This is a genomic window from Streptomyces sp. NBC_01498 (assembly GCF_036327775.1).
In the GTDB taxonomy this organism is placed as follows: Bacteria; Actinomycetota; Actinomycetes; order Streptomycetales; family Streptomycetaceae; genus Streptomyces.
The window spans coordinates 5,433,974-5,453,304 of sequence record NZ_CP109598.1; the positions used below are offsets into that span (position 1 = coordinate 5,433,974).

Sequence of the window (19,331 nt, forward strand, 5' to 3'; positions counted from 1 at the left end):
GCACGGCCGGGCGCCGTCCGTTTCCGGCCAGGCTCAGCCCAGCCGCCTGCGCCAGTCCAGGCCCGTGACAGCGATCGCCGACCCCGGCGAACCGTCCCACCGCACCGACAACCCCGCCTCCCTCAGCGCCGCCGCGATCTCCCCGCCGACCGCCGCCGTGGTTTTTTCCGAGCCGTCGAACCCCCCGTAGCAGAGCGACAGCGTGCCCCCGGCGGCCACCGCCTCGACGCACTGCGCGTGAAAGAAGACGAAGCCGCGCACCGCCCCCTCATCGCCGTCCTCGCGCTCGGCCCCTATCTCCGCCAGCCCGCAGCTCCGGCAGCAGGTGAAGTTCTCGCGCGCCACCACGCCCCGCGCCTCCAGCCCGGCGAACACCGCCGTGATCCGCTCGGGATCGGTCACGCCCTCCCACCCGGCCTGTTCCTCGACGCGCTCCAGCCACAGCCGGTCCACGATCCGCCGGGCCTGCGCGGCCGAGACGGGCCGCTCGCCCCCGTCGACCAGCCACTCCTCGGCGTCCTCGGCGAGCTGCTTCCTGCCGTCGTAACCGCGCCTGATCAGCCCCCGTACGTACTCCTCGACCTCCCGGCGCGTCCCGGTGTCCAGCTCGGGCACCGGCTCGACCGGCCCCAGCTCCACCCGTTCCCACCCCGCCGCCGCGTCCCAGCCGTCCTCCCGGCGGGCCCACGCCACCATGATCCGGGCCACCGGCTCCGCGCCCGGCAGCCGGGTACCGAACAGCACACCGGGCCGCCCGTCCCGGTGCTCCAGCAGCCAGCTCCCGGCGGCGTCCCGCGCCACCTGGACGAACACGTCCGGCAGATCGGGTATCCGGCGCACGGCCACGAACTGATACGCCCCGATCCCGACCGACGCGACCAGCTCCCCGAGCCGGCCCGCCGACATCCGCCCGTATTCCCGCCCGTCCCCGGTGGTCACCCTGATGTCCAGCACGGAACCCACAGTGACACAGCCCACTGACAGTCCCGCGCGGGAGAGTTCCGGCGGCCGGGACCACCAGGTACGGGTGCCGGGATTCGGGCAGTCCCGGAACGCCGGAGTCCCGCAGTCCCGGAGTCCCGGAGTCCCGGAGTCCCGGAGTCCCGGAGTCCCGCAGTCCCGCAGTGCCGGAGTCCCGGAGTCCCGCAGTCCCGCAGTGCCGGAGTCCCGGCGTCCCGGAGTCCCGCAGTGCCGGAGTGCCGGAGTCCCGGAGTCCCGGAGTCCCGGAGTCCCGGAGTCCCGGAGTCCCGGAGCGCCGGAGTCCCGGAGACCCGGAGACCCGGAGTCCCGGAGACCCGCGCGCGAGCCTCCCCGGTCGCGCGGACACGGCGCACGATCGCCTCGGCCGTCGTGCGCGGCCGGGCCGCCGTCCGGTCCGGCCGCCCGTCGGCGGCGGCGGCCGGACCGGACGGCAGCTGCCCTCGCCCGGCAGGCACCGCCGCCGTGTCTGCCGCGACGACTCGTCGCAGGCGACCGGGGGCCGCCCCCCGTTCCGGGGCGCTCTGGGCCGGGCGGGGCGCGGGCGGCACACTGATCCCATGAGCCAGCCACGCATCGCACTTCTCGGCACCGGCCCCTGGGCCGAGCGCACCCACGCCCCCGCCCTCGCGGCCCACCCGGACGCGGCGTTCAGCGGCGTGTGGGGGCGGCGCCCCGAGGCCGCCTCCGCGCTCGCCGCGCTCCACGGCACCACCGCGTACGCCGGGGGTGCGGACGGTGGTCCCGGCGAGGGCGGACTCGACGGCCTCGACGCGCTGCTGGCCGTGAGCGACGCGGTCGCCTTCGCCCTGCCGCCCGACATCCAGGCACCGCTCGCGGCCCGCGCGGCAGCAGCGGGCTGCCACCTGCTGATGGACAAGCCGGTCGCCACGACGGTGCCCGGCGCGCGTGCCGTCGCGGACGCCGCCAAGGCGGCCGGGGTCGCCTCGCTGGTCTTCTGCACGCTGCGTTTCGCCGCCGGGACGGCGGAGTGGGTCGACGAACAGGCGGCGGCGGGCGGCTGGTTCACGGCCCACGCGTACTGGTTCGGCGCGCTGTACGGGGCGGGCGGCGAGAAAAGCCCGTACGCGGACTCGCCCTGGCGCCGGGAGAAGGGCGGCCTGTGGGACGTGGGCCCGCACGCCCTCTCCGCGCTCCTGCCCGTGCTGGGCGACGTGACGGCGGTGACGGCCGTACGGTCCGAGCCCGATCTCACACACCTCGTCCTCACGCACGCGTCGGGCGTGACGAGTTCGGCGGCGCTGAGCCTCAGCGCCCCGGCGCGGGGCGCGGGCGCGGGGGTCGAACTGCGGGGCGAGCACGGGACGGTGACCCTGCCCGAGGGCGGGGCCGACCCGGCCGTCGCCTTCGGGACGGCGATCGACGCCCTGCTGACAGCGGCGCGCACAGGCGAACCGCACGCCTGCGACGTGCGGTTCGGCCTGCGGCTGACGGAGATCCTGGCGGAGGCGGAGGCACAACTGACGCGCGCCTGACCGGACCTGAGCGACTCCGAACACACCCGAATCAGTCCGTCCCGGTCGGAATGGCTCCGCCCAGGTTCGACCGGGTCCGACCGGGCGGGATCCATCCGGACCGGTCGGACCGGATGTTTCCCGGGATCAGCCGACGCGCTCGATCCGCGCGTTGCGGATCAGGAACTTGCCCGGTTCACGGACCTGTTCGAACGCCGCGTCGTTCAGCAGCGTGCAACTGCCCGACACCGACGTCACCTTCACGGTGATGGACTTGTCGTTGTCGAGGTTGGTCACCTTGAGGGTGGTGCCGGCGGGGAACTGGTTGCTCGACGCCGCCGGGGCGCCCGCCTCACCGGACAGTGTCACGGTCGACCCGGCACAGACGACCTCACCGACCGCGCCGGCCTGACCGCCGTCCCCCGCGTCCCCGCCGTCCCCCGCGTCCCCGCCGTCCCCCGCGCCCTGGTCGGCGGGAGGCGCCTCCCCGGCCGGGGGAGCCTGCTCGGCCGGGGGTACGGCTTCGGCGGGCGGCGCGGCCTCCGCCGGGGGAGCCGCGCCGGGGTCGCTCGCGCCCACCTCGCACCCGGCCGCCGCCTGCTGCCGCTTGATCTGCTCGATCACGGCCTGCCGGTTGGCGATCCGCGCGTCGGACAGCGCGTCCGGGGCGGCCCGCTGGCCGTCGATGAACCGCTGGTTGCTGCCGAGGGCGGTGTTCAGCCCGTCGCACTCCACCGATGCCTGGCTGGTGCCGGTCATGGCCACCGCCGTACCGCCGACCAGCGCGACCGCGCCGACGAACAGGGCGATCTTCTTCTTCGGGGTGAAGGACTTCTTGCGCGACACGTGGGGGCTCCTGTCCCCGGCCGCGAGGGCGGCCGGCTGGCTTCCGTGTGCCGTTAGGTACGGCCGGCGAACCCGTCCCGCTCAAACACCCCGGCGACAACTTCCCTCACCCCGACCACAGTTCTGTGTCCGGGCCCGTAAAACCTCGTCAAACCCCCTCTGGCCAGGGGCGATTGTCAGTGGGGGGCGGTAGAATTGGGAGTGTTCGTGAGGGTTCCACCACTGTGCCGGGAGGTCGCCGATGGCCGTTGCCACAATCACGACGAAACTCTTCGACATCACTTCGCCAGCCGCCCCGACCGTACGTCGCAAGCCGCTGCCCGCGGGACAGCCCCGTGAGTGGTACGAGACCCACAACCGCCGTCTGAAGGCCATGCGCCTCGCCATCGTCCTGCTCGACTCGGGGGTCTATCACCCGGCGGGCGCGAACAACCGGAAGATACGCGCGACGGCGGCCCGGGTGGGCATCCACCCGCCGTCGGACACGACGTGCCGCATGGTGCGGGCCCTGATCCGTTACGGGCGCTGACAAGCCGCGATCGGCGAGCGTCCGAGTCCTGTACGGGACCGGCCCGGAACACGTTCCGGGCCGGTCCCGTACAGGGCTTTCCCGTACGTCAGTTGACCCCGAGGGCCTTCAGAGCCAGCGCGCCGCGTCCGTGCCCCAGAGCGACGGCGGGCCGGGCCAGTCGCGGGGCCCTCCCTCGTAGGCGACGGGCGGCAGGACATAGCGGAGGCGGCCGTACGGGGAAGGGGTCTCGGCCAGCCATGCGCCGGGGTCCTCGGTCCCTTCGTCGGCGGCCTCCGGCTCCGGGCGGACGCCGTCCGTCAGCCATGACGCGGTTCCGGTGAGCGAGAGCCGGAGATGACGTCCTGCCCCGTCGTCCTCCCGTTCGGTCAGCGCCCGCAGGATGGCGGCGGCGAGGAGGTAGCCGGTGCTGTGGTCGAGGGCCTGCGCGGGCAGGGTGCCGGGCCGCCCGTCCGGGGACGGCCCGTCCGCCTCCCGCTGTACGAGGGCGATGCCCGTCGCCGCCTGCACCAGCGAGTCGAATCCGCGCCGCTCCCGCCAGGGCCCCGTCCATCCCCAGGCGTTCAGCTCGGCGACGATCAGTCCGGGATACCGCGCCAGGAGGGCGCCGGGTGTGAGCCCGTACCGCTCCAGCGAACCGGCGCGGTAGCCGAGGATCACGACATCGGCGGAGGCGAGCAGGTCGCCGAAGACCGCGCGGTCGGCCGGGTCGCCCAGTTCCAGCCGCGTGGAGCGCTTGCCGAAGCCGGTGTCCGCGTGTGCCTTCGGGTCCTCGGGCAGTCCGGGTGGATCGACGCGCAGGACGTCGGCGCCGAGCAGGCCCAGCGTGCGGGTGGCCACCGGCCCGGCGATGACGCGTGTCAGATCGAGGACCCGCACCCCGTGCGCGGGCAGCGAACCGGCCCCGTCGGACAGACGGCGGCCGGACCCGCCACGGGGTCCGCGGCCGGCCGGGAAGCCGCCTCCGTCACCGGCACCCACCCGCCGGCTCTCGATCAGCGGCCGGCGTCGCGTACCGGACTCCGTTCCGCGCTCCGCAGCAGGCTCCGTCCCGGGCTCGGCGCCGGGCTCCGTACCGGGCGCCGCCACCTCCACGGCCAGGCCGCCCGCCGCGTACACCGTGTCCTGGATCGACCGCGCGGGCCGCGCCCGCAGCTCTCGGGCCAGCCGCTCCCGTAGCGTGTCGTCGTCCTCGCCGCCCGGGATGCCCAGCGCGGACAGCAAACGGGCCCGGTGATGGGGGTAGTTGGCGTGCGTCCGCACCCATCCGTCGGCCGCCGGAAAGAAGGACGAGAGCGGGGCGAACGGGGACAGGGACCTCCCGTCGATCCGCAGCAGCCGCTCACTGACGAACGCCGCGCCGACGGCCGCCTCGTACACCCGGACCTCCGGTGTCCCGCCCCCGGAGCGGCGCGCGGCCAACTCGGCGGCGGCCAGGGAGCACACGCCCACACTCGCCCGCGCCAGCTGCCGTACGGGCAGCCGGGCGGGCAGTACGCCGGGCGCGGTCACGTACGTCACGTGCTCCGCCGACTCCCGCGCGCCGCCGAGGGCGGTCCAGGCGTGCGCGGTCGCCGCGTCGATCTCCTGTGTCACGTGCGAGGTCCTCTCCGTGCGGACGTCTTCCCCGTTCATTCGCGCTCTCATTCCCGCGCTCGTTCACGCGTTCACCCAAGTACTGATCTCCGCGTGTACTGGTCTCCGCGTGTACCGGTCCCCGCGCCGACTCACGTATCGGTCCGTGCGCGGGCGCGTGCTCACCCATGGTCGACGGGATTGTCAGTGGCAGGTGCCAGACTTCCCATCATGGCTCTCACGGACCTGACTTTCGATCGTTGGCGTGCCCTGGACCGGGACGCGGCGTACCGTCACGCGCGCGAAGCGGCGCGGCGGGCCGACGGACGACTGGTCGCGTTCGACGGCGGGCCGCATCCGGGCGGCTTCCTGTATCGCGCGGTGATCGAGCGCGGGGGACGGCGGTTCGCCCTGATACCGGGCGGTGAGGTGCGGGTGGGTTTCGACCTGGCGGGCTGGCGGCCCCTGCCGGAACTGCTCGCGTCGTACCGGACGGAGACCCTGGCCGGCGGCTTCGGCTTCGCCGACGACCTCGTCGAGCATGTCGCGCGGTACGTCACTCCGAGGCGTACGGTCACGGTGCCCACGGTGTGGATGGCCGTGGAGCCGGAGGAGTCGCCGCAGCCCGAGGGGGAGGACGAGTTCGTCGCGGAGTTCCTCGCGCGGTCCCTCGCGGCGCGCGGACTGCGGCTGCCCGGTCCGGACGAGTGGGAGCACGCCTGCGGCGCGGGCGCGGACACGCTGTTCCGCTGGGGTTCGGCCTGCCCGCTGGACCAACCCCCGTACGGCGGCGTCGTCCGGTACGTCGTCGCTCCGGGCACGGACACCCCGGGCACGGACACCTCCGACCCGCAGACCTCCGACCCGCGGACCTCCGGCACGCACACCCCTGACACCGGCGCCCCCGGCATCCCCGGCACCGGGGACAGGGCGGACCACCGGCGGAGCCCCAACGCCTTCGGCCTCCACATAGCCCGCGACGTCTACGAGTCGGAGGTGACGTCCGATCCGGCATCGGTCTACGGCGGCGACGGCGGCGAGGCGGTCTGCGGCGGTTACGGCTCCTTCGTCTCCTGGCTGCCCCTGGCGACGGCCAACCGCAATCCGGGCATGGCCGAATTCCTCCACGGCCCGGACGGCGCGGAGATCGGCGACGACTTCGGCGTCCGCCCCGTCCTCGACCTGAGCTGACGGCGGCGTACGTTCCGTCCGGACCTGCTGCCGCCCGTCCTGTTCGTCCCACCTCTCCCGCCGGTCGTCGCCGCGTCCTGCCGGTCTCCGGGCGCACCGCCCGCACCCGTCCTGTTCGCGACCCCGCGAAGATCCGATCAATCGCGCGTGGCCGATTCCCGCTTCACAGACCGCCGTTGAGGGCTGTCCTGGCCAGGAGAGAGCCCAAGCGGGACATTTTGTCATGGGCCAAAACTAATTCTGGGAATGTTCAGCGCCGACCCTTGACCCCCCTATACCTCCGATGTTCACTACGCCTGACGACGCCGCCGCCTCGTCGAGAACCCCCGCTTCGCTCAGCCAGCGCCCCCGGGCGCCCCGAGAGAGGACCGGATCGTGCGTCTTGTGTCCCGTGCCCTGATCGCGCTCGTCCTGGCGGCCATGTCGCTCGTCGCCGTACCGAGGGCTCCCTCCGCGGAGGCCGCCGCCGCCCCCGACCCGGCAACCGCGCGGGCGGCCCTCGCGCCCGCCGCCGCTGCCGCGCCCCTGACCAAGGTCCTGGTCTTCTCGAAGACCGCCGGATTCCGCCACTCGTCCATCCCCCTCGGTGTCGCCGCCGTCCAACGGCTCGGCGCCGCCAACGGGTTCACCGTCACCGCCACCGAGGACGCGGGCGCGTTCACCGCCGCCAACCTCGCGCAGTACCAGGCGGTGGTCTGGCTCTCCACCACCGGTGACGTCCTCAACTCCACCCAGCAGGCCGCCTTCGAGTCGTACGTCGCCGGCGGCGGCGGGTACGTCGGGGTGCACGCCGCCTCCGACACCGAGTACGACTGGCCCTGGTACGGCGGCCTCGTCGGCGCGTACTTCGCCTCCCACCCCGCCACCCAGCAGGCCACGATCAAGGTCGAGGACCGCGCGTCGCCCTCCACCTCGCACCTGCCGCAGCGCTGGACCCGCACCGACGAGTGGTACAACTACCGCGCCAACCCGCGCGCGGCCGTGAAGGTCCTCGCGAGCCTGGACGAGACCTCGTACTCCGGCGGCACCATGGGCGACCATCCGATCGCCTGGTGCCAGGACTACCGGGGCGGCCGTTCCTGGTACACCGGCCTCGGCCACACCGACGAGTCGTACGCCGACCCGGCCTTCACCACCATGCTGCTCGGCGGCATCCAGACGGCGGCCCGCGCCAAGGCCGCCGACTGCCGCCCGGAGACCGGCTACACCCCGCTGTTCGACGGCAGCCGGGCCAGCCTCGACAAATGGCGGCAGGCCGGCGCCGGCAGCTTCAGCCTGGCCGACGGCACGCTCTCCTCGGTCGGCGGCATGGGCCTGCTCTGGTACCCGGTGACACCGTTCGCCAACTACTCGCTCAAGGCCGACTGGATGATGCCGGGCGACGACAACGGCGGGGTGTTCATCGGCTTCCCCGACCCGCAGGGCGACCCGTGGAAGCCGGTCGACCTCGGCCACGAGATCCAGATCGACGCCACGGACGGTGACCCGACCCGTACCACCGGCAGCGTCTACAGCTTCAAGGCACCCGACACGGCGGCCCGCGCCGCAGCGCTCAACCCGCCCGGCAGCTGGAACAGTTACGAGATAGCGGTGCACGGCCGGCAGGTCGAGATCCACCTCAACGGTGTGAAGATCAACGACTACACCAGCACCCGTGACATCGCGCTCGGCCACATCGGCCTCCAGAACGACGGCGCCGGTCTCGACATCAGCTACCGCAACGTCCGCATCAAGCAGGACGGCGCGGTGGCCACCGATCTCGCGCGGGGCAGGCCCGTCACGGTCACCAGTGTCGAGCCCGGCAGCGCGCACGTGGGCGCCAACGCGGTGGACGGCAACCCCGCCACCCGCTGGGGCAGCGCGTACGCCGACCCGCAGTCGATCACCGTCGATCTCGGGGGCGTACGGACCCTCCAGAGCGTCCGGCTCAACTGGGAGACCGCCCACGCCACGGCGTACACGGTCCAGACGTCGACCGACAACAGCACCTGGCGCACCGCCGCCACGGTCACGGCGGGCGACGGCGGCCTGGACGAACTGGCCGTGAGCGGCACAGGACGGTACGTACGGGTCCTGGGCACCGCCCGCGCCACCCAGTGGGGCTACTCGCTCTGGGACCTGGCGGTGTTCGGCACGGGCCAGTAGCCGACGCGCGCCCCGAGCTCCGCCCCGAGCCGGGCATCACCCACCACCACACGTTCATCGATCGACCGCCCGGACCACCTGGCGCGCGCCCACCCGTCGCGCGCCGGGCCGTCGGGGCGCCCCCACCCGCGATCGGCCCCTGGAGGCTCCGTGTTGTCGCGCGCCGTCGCCTACCTCACCGCCCTGTTCACCCTGTTCGCCCTGCTGCTCGCGCCCGGCGCGGCAGCCGCCGACCCGGACGGCGGCGCGAGACCCGCCGCCGCCCCGCCCAAGGCAGCCGCACCCCCGCCCACCAGCGGCTTCGAGAAGGTCAAACTCGACGGCGGGCTGGGCATGGGGGAGCCGATCGAGCTCGCCGTGCTGCCCGACGGCAAGGTCCTCTACATCAACCGGGGCACCAGCGCCGCCGGCGGCCAGGTCCGTCTCTACAACCCGGCGACCCGGTCCACCACGGTCGCGCTGACCGTCCCGCTGGACGCCCGTTTCGAGGACGGGCTGATCGGGATCACCCTGCACCCGAGGTTCGCCACCACCGGGTGGGTGATGCTCTTCTACTCGCCCAAGAGCACTCCGCTGGTCAACCGCATCTCCCGGTTCACCTTCAGCCAGAGCACCAACACCATCGCCGCGTCCAGCGAAGACATGATCATCGAGTGGCCCACCGAGCGGGAGATGTGCTGCCACTCGGCCGGCTCCATGTCCTGGGACACGGCGGGCAACCTGTACTTCGCGGTCGGCGACAACACCAACTCCGGCGGTGACGCGCAGGGCATGGCGCCCATCGACGAACGCCCGTCCCGGCACGCCCAGTTCGACGCCCAGCGCACCTCCGGCAACGCCAACGACCTGCGCGGCAAGATCAACCGCATCCACCCGGAGGACAACGGCACCTACACCGTTCCGAGCGGCAACCTCTTCGCCCCGGGCACCTCGGGCACCCGCCCCGAGGTCTATGTGATGGGCGTGCGCAACCCGTACCGGGTCTGGGTCGACAAGAAGGCGAACAACACCCTGTACTGGGGCGAGGTCGGCCCCGACGCGGGCGCCACCATTCCGGCCCGCGGCCCGGCGGCGTACGACGAGTTCAACCGTGCCACCGGCCCCGGCAACTTCGGCTGGCCCTACTGCGGCGGCCCCAACGTGGCGTACAACGACTGGGACTTCGCGGCCAACCAGCCGCGCGGCTGGTTCCCCTGCGGCGGCGGCACCGGTCCGGTCAACAACTCGCCGCGCAACACCGGAATCCAGCAACTGCCGCCCACCAAGTCCTCGTTGGTGTGGGAGCAGCACGGCGGCAGCAAGGAGTGGCCGCAGCTGGACAACCCGGGCGGCTGCGGCTCGCCCAACCACACCGAGGTCTACCACTACGACGCCAATCTCAACTCCGACGTCAAGTGGCCCCAGTACTACGACAACAAGCTGCTGATCTCCGAGTACTGCCGCAACTGGATCAAGGAGGTCCAGTTCAACAACGGCAACGCCTCCACCGGGACACCGACCGCGATCGAGCCGGTCCTCGCCGGGATGAACCTCGTCCACCCGATCGACATGGAGTTCGGCCCGGACGGCTCGCTGTATCTCCTGGAGTACGGCAGCGGCTACTTCTCGGGCGCCGCCGACGCCGGACTCTACAAGATCAACTACGTGCAGGGCGGCCGGTCCCCGATCGCCAAGGCGTCCGTGAACCGGGACAACGGTCTCGCGCCGCTGGCCGTGACCTTCTCCAGCGCGGGCAGCAGCGACCCCGACAACAACCCGCTCAGCTACGCGTGGGACTTCACCGACAACGGCAGCACCGACTCCACCGCCGCCAGCCCGACCTTCACCTACTCGTCGAACGGCAGCTTCCAGGCCCGGCTGACCGTCAGCGACGGCACCGGCCGCAGCGGCACCACGACCGTCCCGGTCGTCGTCGGCAACAACCGCCCGACCCTGACGATCTCCCAGCCACCGGCGGGCAGCGTCTTCGAGTGGAACGAGAACGTCACCGTCACGGCGTCGGCGACCGACCCGCAGGACGGCGCGATCGACTGCTCGAAGGTGATCGTACGGATCGCCCTGGGCCACCAGGAGCACGCGCACGAGGTCGCCGAGGGCACCGGCTGCTCCACGACGTTCAACACCGGACCGATCCACTCCGGCCTGGACGCCACGCAGTTCTACGTGGTGCGGGCGAGCTACACGGACAGGGGCGCCACCGGCACCGTCCCGCTGACCGGTGAGAAGGAACTCAGCGTGTGGCCCAAGAAGTGGCAGGCGGAGCACTTCGCGCAGCTGTCCGGCCCGCAGGTCATCACCGCCGCCGGGGCCGAGGGCGGCGCGCGCCTCGGCGACGTGCAGAACAACGAATGGGTGAAGTACCACCCGGTGAGTCTCAAGGGCGTGACCGGGCTCCGGGCGCGGGTCTCCTCCGACAAGGCGGGGAACGTGGCGACCTTCCGGTACGACTCCGTCACCGGCCCGGTGGTGGCACGGGTGACCGTGCCCAACACCGGCGGCTGGGAGACGTACAACGACATCAACGTGCCCGTGACCAACGCCGTCGAGCAGCCACGTGATCTCTTCGTGGTCTTCACCGGCGGCTCCGGCGCGATTCTCGACCTCGACAGCTACACCTTCACCGGGCCCGGCATCAGCCGCCCCGCCTCCGTGACCGGCCGTGGGAGTGACCAGCGATGATCAGCACGAGACACCTGAGACCGGCGTGGCCGACAAGGTCGACCACGCCGACGAGAAGAGGACGACCCGGAGGCCCCGGCGGACGGACCACGCGTACCGCCCGCCTCCTGGGCGCGCTCCTCGTCCTGGTCTGCATGGTGAGCGGCCTGTCGGGCGTGTCCCCGGCCGCCGCCTCACCCACCGACGCGGCCTTCAACTCCTCGACCGGCATGCTGAACGTGAACCACGCGAGCTATCTGTCCAAGCACGACATCGTCTACAACCGGCCCAACACCGACCCCAAGTACGGCCTCACGGTCGGCAACGGCCGTACCGGCGCGATGGCGTGGCAGAACAACGGCCTCAGCATGCAGGTGTCCGGCGTGGACACCTCGCAGCAGACCGCCTTCGGCGCCGGGCTGGTCAATCTGTCCACCACCCCGGCACTGGAGAGCGGCTACTCCACCTTCCAGCAGCGCCTCAACCTCTACGACGGCACCCTCACCACCAAGTACGACAACAACCGCACCATCACGGTGATGGGCCAGCCCAACTCCGAGGTGATGGGCATCCATGTGGAGGACTCCCGTTCCGGGGTCTCCGCGATCACGCTGGACCTGAGCCTGTGGGACGTCGCGAACCTCGGCAACAACGGTGACGTGCCGAACATGGACACCTGGCGGACGGTGTCGACGTACGCGGACTCAACCGGCGCCGGCATCAGCCGGGGCCAGGCCGACCCGCAGAACTTCGGCTACACCCTCGGCGCGACCGTGGAGGGCGCCTCGTACACGGCGCGGGTCGTGGACGGCCGCAAGGTACGGCTGTCGATCACCCCGGACTCCAGCTACACCATCTGGTTCACGGCGAGCAGCCGCCTCAACGCGCCGAGCCACAACTCGGTCGCCGAGGCGAAGCGCGCGCTCGCCGCGGCCCAGTCCGCCGGCTACACGAACACCTACAACAGCTATCTGAACTGGTGGCACGCGTTCTGGCAGAAGTCGTTCGTGCAGTACTCGAACGGCTCCCGGGAGGCGGACTACCTGGAGAACGTCTACTACCTCTCCACCTACATGATCGCGGCGTCCGGCTACGGGAATTACCCGGCGCACTTCATCAACGGCGTCTTCCGGTCGACCGGTGACGCCACGAAATGGAGCAACTCGTACTGGTACTGGAATCAACGGGACATCTACAACTCGTTCCTCGCCTCCAACCACGCCGATCTCATGGCCGGGTTCAACAAGCTCTACAGCCGTAACTTCGACGCGCTGAAGGCGTACACCCGCACCCGGTACAACGTGGACGGCATCTGGGTCCCCGAGACCATGGGCTGGGACGGCAACGCGCGCGGCACGGTCAACAGCGACTACACGAACAACATCTGGTCGACCGGCACCGAGGCCGCGTACAACATGTACCTCCAGTACACGTACACGAACGACACCAACTACCTGCGGAACACGGCCTATCCGTTCATGCGGGAGGTCGCCAAGTTCTACCAGGCGAAGCTGTCGTTCAACAGCTCGACCGGCAAGTACTACGTGGCCTCGTCCCACTCCCACGAGACGTACTGGAACGTCCCCAACGCGATCACCGACCTCGCCGCGGTCCGCACCCTGTTCCCGCTCGCCATCAAGGCCAGCACCCAGCTCGGCCTGGACGCCGGGATGCGCCCGCAGTGGCAGCAGATCCTGGACAACCTGATCGCGTACCCGTCCGACTCCAACGTGTATCTGCCGCACACCCCGCCGATATCGCAGACCCGCAACAACGAGAATGTCGCGGCCGAGATCATCTGGCCCTACGACCTCACGGGAATCGGCTATCCGGACCAGCAGAAGGCGATCAACACCTGGAACGCCCGGCCGTTCCCGTACGGAAACGTATGGGCCAACGACGCGATCCAGGCCGCCCGGCTCGGACTCGGCAACCAGACCTTCCAGGGTCTGAAGACCATGCTCCAGAAGTACCAGAACTATCCGAACGGAATGACCAGCAACACCAACGGTGTCTTCGAATACCTCGGGGTGCATCTGGCCGCGACGAACGAATCCCTGCTCCAGTCGTACAACGACAAGATCCGGGTCTTTCCCGCCGTGCCGACCGATTCCACCTTCGTCGGCAAATTCAGCCTGCTGGCCAAGGGCGGATTCATGGTCAGCTCGGAACGGGAGGCCGGCGAGATCAAGTACGTCGGCGTGCGGAGCCAGTACGGGAACGCCGCCCGGGTCGTCAACCCGTGGGGCACCCAGGAGGTCCGGGTCCGCCGTACCTCCGACAACGCGATCCTCACCACCTCCACGGCCGGGGAGATCACCTTCAACACCGCGGCCAACCAGGTGTACGTGGTCGAGCGCACCGCCAAGCCGCTGAGCAACTACACGTCCACGCAGCTCACCGGCACCGCCAACCAGGGTATGAAGTCCCTGGCCGGTACCAGTTCCACCCTCGGGTCGAACGGGACCGCCGACCCCATGGTGAACAACACGGCGCTGACCTACGACAGCAACTGGTACCTCACCACCGGCCGCGGCTACGGCGACTACAACGACGACACCCACCACAGCAACACGGTGAACGCCGCCGCGTCGTACACGTTCAGCGGCACCGGCGTCCAGTACCTGTCCGAACGCAACGGCGACATGGGGACGGTCGACGTCTATCTCGACAACGTCTTCCAGGCGACGGTCAACCTCCGCGTCGACGGCGCGAGACAGGCCCAGCAGGTCGTGTGGCAGAAACAGGGGCTCGGCAGCGGTTCGCACACGATCAGGATCGTGAACCGCAGTACGGCGGTCGGGATGGTGGACGCGCTGCGCATCACCCCCTGACGGCACCATGACTGTGGCCCCGCGCGGAGGGACGCCGAGCGGGGCCACACCCCTGTCCGCACACAGCGGCCGGACACCGTCCCCGGCGGGCCCTGACGGACACCGTCCCGGCGGGCCGCGCGCTCCGGGCGGACGGGTTCAGGTGACCCGGAAGGGCGTCGCGACCGATTCCTCTACAGTGTCGAACGCCAGTATTCGTCACCTGATTGGCCCGAGAGGGAAATACGGAATATGCCGACGACTGAGACGTTCGAGTTCCAGGTGGAAGCCCGCCAGCTTCTGCGGATGGTGATTCATTCGGTCTACTCGAACAAGGACGTGTTTCTGCGTGAGCTGGTCTCCAACGCGTCCGACGCTCTCGACAAGCTACGGCTGGAAGCGCTGCGCGACGAGGTGTCCGGCGCGGACCTGTCCGACCCGCACATCGCCATCGAGACCGACCCGGACGCCCGCACACTGACCGTCCGGGACAACGGCATCGGCATGTCCCACGACGAGGTCGTGCGGCTCATCGGAACGATCGCCAACTCGGGAACGGCCAAGTTCCTGCGGGAACTTCAGGAAGCCGGCGACTCCGCCGACAGCGAGAAGCTGATCGGACAGTTCGGTGTCGGGTTCTACTCCAGCTTCATGGTCGCCGACGAGGTCACGCTCCTGACCCGGCGCGCGGGCGAGAGCCGGGGCACCCGCTGGACCTCGACGGGCGAGGGCACCTACACGATCGAGACCGTCGACGAGGCCCCGCAGGGCACCTCCGTCGTCCTCCACCTCAAGCCCGAGGACACCGAGGACCAGCTCCACGACTACACCTCGCCGTGGAAGATCCGCGAACTCGTCAAGCGCTACTCGGACTTCATCACCTGGCCGATCCGCATGGTCATGCCGGCCCCGGTCGGCGACCCGGACGGCGACGACGAGGCCCCGCGCGAGCCCGAGACCCTGAACTCGATGAAGGCCCTGTGGGCCCGCTCGCGCGACGAGGTCACCGACGCCGAGTACCACGAGCTGTACAAGCACATCAGCCACGACTGGAACGACCCCCTGGAGACCGTACGGCTCCACGCGGAAGGCACCTTCGAGTACCAGGCGCTGCTGTTCATCCCGTCCCACGCGCCCGCCGACCTCTTCCAGCAGGGCTACCAGCGCGGCGTGCAGCTCTACGTCAAGCGCGTCTTCGTCATGGACGACTGCGAGGCGCTGCTCCCGCCGTACCTGCGCTTCGTCAAGGGCGTCGTGGACGCCCAGGACCTGTCGCTGAACGTGTCCCGCGAGATTCTCCAGCAGGACCGGCAGATCCAGCTGATGCACCGCCGCCTGGTCAAGAAGGTGCTGGCGACGGTGAAGGACATGATGACCGCCCAGCCGGAGCGGTACGCCACGTTCTGGCGGGAGTTCGGCCGCGTCCTCAAGGAAGGACTGCTCAGCGACTACGAGAACCGCGACGCCATCCTCGCGGCGTCCTCCTTCGCCACCACCCACGACAAGGACGCGCCGACGACCCTGCGGCAGTACGCGGAGCGGATGAAGGAGGGACAGGACCACATCTACTTCCTCACCGGCGACTCCCGCCAGTCGATCGAGAACTCCCCGCACATGGAGGCGTTCACCGCCCAGGGGATCGAGGTCCTGCTGCTCACCGACCCCGTGGACGAGGTGTGGGTCGAGGCGGTGCCCGAGTTCGAGGGCAAGAAGCTGCTCTCCATCGCCAAGGGCGAGGTCGACCTCGGTACGAAGGAGGAGAAGGAGGAGCGGGAGAGCAAGCGGGAACAGGAACAGGAGGAGTACGCGGGGCTGCTGGCCTGGATGACGGACCGGCTGAGCGAGACCATCAAGGAAGTCCGGCTCTCCTCGCGTCTGACCGTGTCCCCCGCCTGTGTCGTCTCGGACGCCCACGACGTGACGCCCGCGCTGGAGAACATGTACCGGGCCATGGGCCAGGAGGTGCCGCGCGTACGGCGCATCCTCGAACTCAACGCGGGACACCCGCTGGTGAGCGGCATGAACCGGGCGTACGCCGCGGACGCCGAGGCCACCGGCCTCCAGGAGACGGCCGAACTCCTGCACAACCTCGCCCTGTTGGCGGAGGGCGGCGAACTGGCCGACCCGGCACGCTTCGTCAGGCTGATGGCCGACCGCCTGGAGCGCACCCTGTGAATCACGCCGGGCGCTGAGCGCCCCGTGGCCCGGAGCGCGCTGTGCGCTCCGGGCCACGGGGACGTACGACGCCGAGGGTCGCCCCGAGTGCGGGACCCGGTCTCAACTCCCCTCCCGCGCCGACCGGTCGATCACCAGGGAGCGGGCGCCGGCGGGGCCACCACCGGAGGACGGTCGTCGCAGGTGATGGTGTTCGGCAGCAGCCACGGCGCGAGCCACGACTCGGTGCCCCGGCCCCCGTCGTTGCCACCGAGGTCGGTGAGCGCGAACTCCGAACCGGCCGGGGTGAAGTTGAAGGAACCGCAGTTGTTGACGCCGACCGCGCCGACGTTGCGCGCGTCCACGTTCTCGAACGACGCCGACCCCTTCACCCGGGCACTGACCGCCGACGTACCCGTCCCGTCGATCCGTACGTCCTTGAAGCGCACCCCGTCGATCGCGTACAGGTCCTTCACCGCGTAGTCGCTGACCAGCATGATCGCGTTGTACGTGCTGTCCAGGTAGTGGTCGCCGGTGACCCGGACGTCGGCGTCGATGTCCTTGTCGAGCGCGTAGAGCCAGATGGCTCCGAGCCCGATGTTCCAGTTCAGCTCGTACGTCCCGGCGCGGAGCGTGGTGTTGCCGGTGAAGCGCAGCGCCCCGGTGAACGGCTCCGCGCCGAACCGGGACCCGGCGTGCAGCGCGCTGCCCTCCCGGACGGGGTCGGCGACGAGATTGCCCGAGACGGTGGTGTCCGTACCGCCGTAGATCGCGATGCCGTTGGCGAGGACGGGGGACTGCACCGTGTTGCGCGTGAACGTGTTCCGCGCGTTGGCGGTCTTCTCCGACCACATCGCGAGGCCGTCGTCCCCGGTGTTGCGGACGAAGGTGTCCGACACGACCGAATCCGTCACGCCCGTATGGAAGTTGAGGGCGTCGGCGATCTGGTCGACCACGATGTTCCCGGAGATCCGCACGTTGGACATCGGCCCGTCGAACCACAGCCCGACCTTGGTGTGCCGGATGTGCAGCCCCGTGATCGTGGAGTGGCTCATCGCCCCGCCGACGCCGTTGACCTGGTCGGTGTCGATCCGTTCACGTACGTCGCCCTCGATGGCGAAGCCGGACAGATGGACGTTCCGGCTGCCGCCGTCCGCCGCGTCCTTGCCGTAGAAGCCGACCCCCGTGTGGACGGAGCCGTCCGGCGCGGGCTCGTCGAGGGTGACCTGGCGGCCCTTGACGACGGTGTGCCAGTTGCCCGCGCCCTCGATGGTGACGTCGTCCACCAGGATGTGACGGTTCACCTGGTAGGTGCCGGGCGGCAGATAGACGGTGAGCTTCTTGCGCTTCGCGTACGCGATCGCCCGGTCGAACGCGTCGGCCGAGTCCCGCCGCCCGGTCGGATCGGCACCGAACAGCAGCACGTTGGCGGCGACGATCCGCACGTGCGGCGCCCCGACCACCTCCGAGTCGAGCAGGTCCACCACGGTCCAGTCGGCCCGGCTGCCGGCTGGGACCGTCAGCCGTACGGTGTCACCGGCCCGGTACGTCCTGCCGAGCCTCAGCCGCTGCTCGTCGTAGAAATGACTCGGCCGGAACGGCTTGGCGATGACCGGCGCCGGCGTGGTGGCGGCGGGCACACACGCGCACTCGGTGATCCACCAGTCGGGATGCAGCAGATCGGCGCCTGGGTCGTTGGAGAACGGATACTGGTTGTACAGCCACGCGTACTGCGAGGTCAGCGTCATGGTCCGGCGGTCCTTGCCGTTGACGGTGACATCGAGCGGCGCGGTGATCCCCCCGCCACCGGGCGCGTCGGGAATGCTGTAGCGCACGGTGATCGCGTTGGCGGCCCTGGGCAGCGTGAACTCGACGTACTGCTCGGGCGTCAGCTTCACGGCGCTGCGCCCGGAGGCCTCCGACGGCAGCGTGTACGCGGCCCGTCCGGGCCCGATGACCACCCCGTCGGTGACCGCGCCCTCCGCCTCCTGCTCCACGAACCCCACCCGCGCCCCACGCCCGGCAACGAGCGCGGGATCCACCCCGGCCCGGGTGACGACGGGCCCCTTCACGGGGGCCCTGCCGTCCGACGGCGAGGCAACGGCGGTACCACTCCCGCTCAGCAGCCCGACCCCGAGCGCAACGACCAACACCCCGGCAACGGCCCCCCGCTGACGGGCACCACCGCGGCGCCCACGGGTGAATCTCCACGACATCTAAGGCTCGATTCTCTCAAGGAGGACACACGAACACCGGGCGCGGAAGCCGTGGGGGGTGTGGTGGACACTAGGCGCCGGGCGGTCCCTTCCACAAGATGCCTGCGACGAGCTTTCGTGAGTCTGCACCTCAAGTGCGTTGGTGCGTCAATTTCTTGCGTCAACATCAAGATCCTTTACGAGTTCCGGGGTCCGGCACAGCGAGGCTCCTCCCGCGCGTCAGCGCGGGTATGCAGGGCGACACGGGTAGGCGGGGCAGCGCCGTCCCGCCGGGAGAAGTAGGTGACGAGGGATGCCACGCGCCTGGAAGGTTCATGGAATTCGCGCGCAACAGGTCGACCGCACTGCTGAGAACCTCCGCGCTGCTCAGCGGCGCCCGCCACGCGGGCGAGGACCCGCTCCAGAAACGCTCTCGTCAGGGCCGCGGGCCACGGGCACCGGATCGATGAACCGGAGCTGTACAAGCGCTTGGTCGCCTCGGGCGTCGTGCCCGGTGGTGGCGAGTGCGACCACCGGCTCGTACCGGTCGCGATCGGCAGCGACAAGGTGGTCTCACCGAGTGGAGTCCGTACGCCGAGGGACTGCTCCTGGGCCAGTGGGACCGGGCTTCGCCAGGCGCCGACACCACGAGACGGGCCGGGCCTCGGTGTCGCCGCGGGGGCCGGGGCCCTCGTCGCGCTTGCGGCATCACGGACCACGGCGGGACTGTCAGTCCGCTGAAGTATCCTTCCCGCCATTGCACAGCGACTCG

11 protein-coding genes are annotated in these 19,331 nt (G+C 70.7%); 7 read left to right on the plus strand and 4 right to left on the minus strand.

Features of this window, described 5'->3' with window-relative positions; all coding sequences use genetic code 11:
* Positions 1 to 33 precede the first annotated feature (33 nt).
* Complete coding sequence (locus tag OG875_RS23215; protein ID WP_330176152.1) at positions 34 to 954, minus strand: DUF6891 domain-containing protein; 921 nt, start codon at positions 952 to 954, stop codon at positions 34 to 36.
* Between the two features lie 584 nt (positions 955 to 1,538).
* On the opposite strand from OG875_RS23215, the gene OG875_RS23220 reads away from it, so the two are divergent.
* Positions 1,539 to 2,474 (plus strand): Gfo/Idh/MocA family protein, encoded by a 936-nt coding sequence (locus tag OG875_RS23220; RefSeq protein ID WP_330176153.1) that lies wholly within the window; start codon positions 1,539 to 1,541, stop codon positions 2,472 to 2,474.
* A 126-nt stretch (positions 2,475 to 2,600) separates the two neighbouring features.
* Here the strand turns inward: OG875_RS23220 and OG875_RS23225 are convergent, their stop codons facing one another.
* Positions 2,601 to 3,299, minus strand: a complete 699-nt coding sequence (locus tag OG875_RS23225) for a hypothetical protein (protein ID WP_330176154.1) — start codon at positions 3,297 to 3,299, stop codon at positions 2,601 to 2,603.
* A 241-nt stretch (positions 3,300 to 3,540) separates the two neighbouring features.
* Here OG875_RS23225 and OG875_RS23230 point away from each other — a divergent pair, with 241 nt between their 5' ends.
* Positions 3,541 to 3,828, plus strand: a complete 288-nt coding sequence (locus tag OG875_RS23230) for a hypothetical protein (RefSeq protein ID WP_330176155.1) — start codon at positions 3,541 to 3,543, stop codon at positions 3,826 to 3,828.
* A 108-nt stretch (positions 3,829 to 3,936) separates the two neighbouring features.
* Here OG875_RS23230 and OG875_RS23235 read toward each other — a convergent pair whose 3' ends face one another.
* Positions 3,937 to 5,463, minus strand: a complete 1,527-nt coding sequence (locus tag OG875_RS23235) for a CoA transferase (RefSeq protein WP_443079179.1) — start codon at positions 5,461 to 5,463, stop codon at positions 3,937 to 3,939.
* 171 nt (positions 5,464 to 5,634) lie between these two features.
* On the opposite strand from OG875_RS23235, the gene OG875_RS23240 reads away from it, so the two are divergent.
* The 5 genes from OG875_RS23240 (at position 5,635) to htpG (ending at position 16,385) form a co-directional block, all read left to right on the plus strand.
* Positions 5,635 to 6,594: a hypothetical protein gene (locus OG875_RS23240; RefSeq protein WP_330176157.1), complete on the plus strand. Its 960-nt coding sequence runs from the start codon at positions 5,635 to 5,637 to the stop codon at positions 6,592 to 6,594.
* A gap of 420 nt (positions 6,595 to 7,014) precedes the next feature.
* Positions 7,015 to 8,739 (plus strand): ThuA domain-containing protein, encoded by a 1,725-nt coding sequence (locus OG875_RS23245; RefSeq protein ID WP_330177872.1) that lies wholly within the window; start codon positions 7,015 to 7,017, stop codon positions 8,737 to 8,739.
* A 150-nt stretch (positions 8,740 to 8,889) separates the two neighbouring features.
* On the plus strand, positions 8,890 to 11,418 hold the full coding sequence (locus OG875_RS23250) for a PQQ-dependent sugar dehydrogenase (RefSeq protein ID WP_330176158.1): 2,529 nt from the start codon (positions 8,890 to 8,892) through the stop codon (positions 11,416 to 11,418).
* Between the two features lie 134 nt (positions 11,419 to 11,552).
* On the plus strand, positions 11,553 to 14,231 hold the full coding sequence (locus tag OG875_RS23255; RefSeq protein ID WP_330176159.1) for a glycosyl hydrolase family 95 catalytic domain-containing protein: 2,679 nt from the start codon (positions 11,553 to 11,555) through the stop codon (positions 14,229 to 14,231).
* Positions 14,232 to 14,462: 231 nt separating this feature from the next.
* Positions 14,463 to 16,385: a molecular chaperone HtpG gene (gene htpG / locus OG875_RS23260; RefSeq protein WP_330176160.1), complete on the plus strand. Its 1,923-nt coding sequence runs from the start codon at positions 14,463 to 14,465 to the stop codon at positions 16,383 to 16,385.
* 131 nt (positions 16,386 to 16,516) lie between these two features.
* Here the strand turns inward: htpG and OG875_RS23265 are convergent, their stop codons facing one another.
* The gene (locus OG875_RS23265; protein WP_330176161.1) at positions 16,517 to 18,580 is read right to left on the minus strand and encodes a glycosyl hydrolase family 28-related protein; all 2,064 of its coding nucleotides are present in this window, start codon (positions 18,578 to 18,580) and stop codon (positions 16,517 to 16,519) included.
* Between the last annotated feature and the right edge of the window lie 751 nt (positions 18,581 to 19,331).

Excerpts from the sequence above, each read along its gene's own strand:
- OG875_RS23220 (WP_330176153.1), top strand. The coding sequence starts at position 1,539 with ATGAGCCAGCCACGCATCGCACTTCTCGGCACCGGCCCCTGGGCCGAG.
- OG875_RS23230 (WP_330176155.1), top strand. The coding sequence starts at position 3,541 with ATGGCCGTTGCCACAATCACGACGAAACTCTTCGACATCACTTCGCCA.
- OG875_RS23235 (WP_443079179.1), bottom strand. The coding sequence starts at position 5,463 with ATGAACGGGGAAGACGTCCGCACGGAGAGGACCTCGCACGTGACACAG.
- OG875_RS23240 (WP_330176157.1), top strand. The coding sequence starts at position 5,635 with ATGGCTCTCACGGACCTGACTTTCGATCGTTGGCGTGCCCTGGACCGG.
- OG875_RS23245 (WP_330177872.1), top strand. The coding sequence starts at position 7,015 with ATGTCGCTCGTCGCCGTACCGAGGGCTCCCTCCGCGGAGGCCGCCGCC.
- OG875_RS23255 (WP_330176159.1), top strand. The coding sequence starts at position 11,553 with ATGGTGAGCGGCCTGTCGGGCGTGTCCCCGGCCGCCGCCTCACCCACC.
- htpG (WP_330176160.1), top strand. The coding sequence starts at position 14,463 with ATGCCGACGACTGAGACGTTCGAGTTCCAGGTGGAAGCCCGCCAGCTT.
- OG875_RS23265 (WP_330176161.1), bottom strand. The coding sequence starts at position 18,580 with ATGTCGTGGAGATTCACCCGTGGGCGCCGCGGTGGTGCCCGTCAGCGG.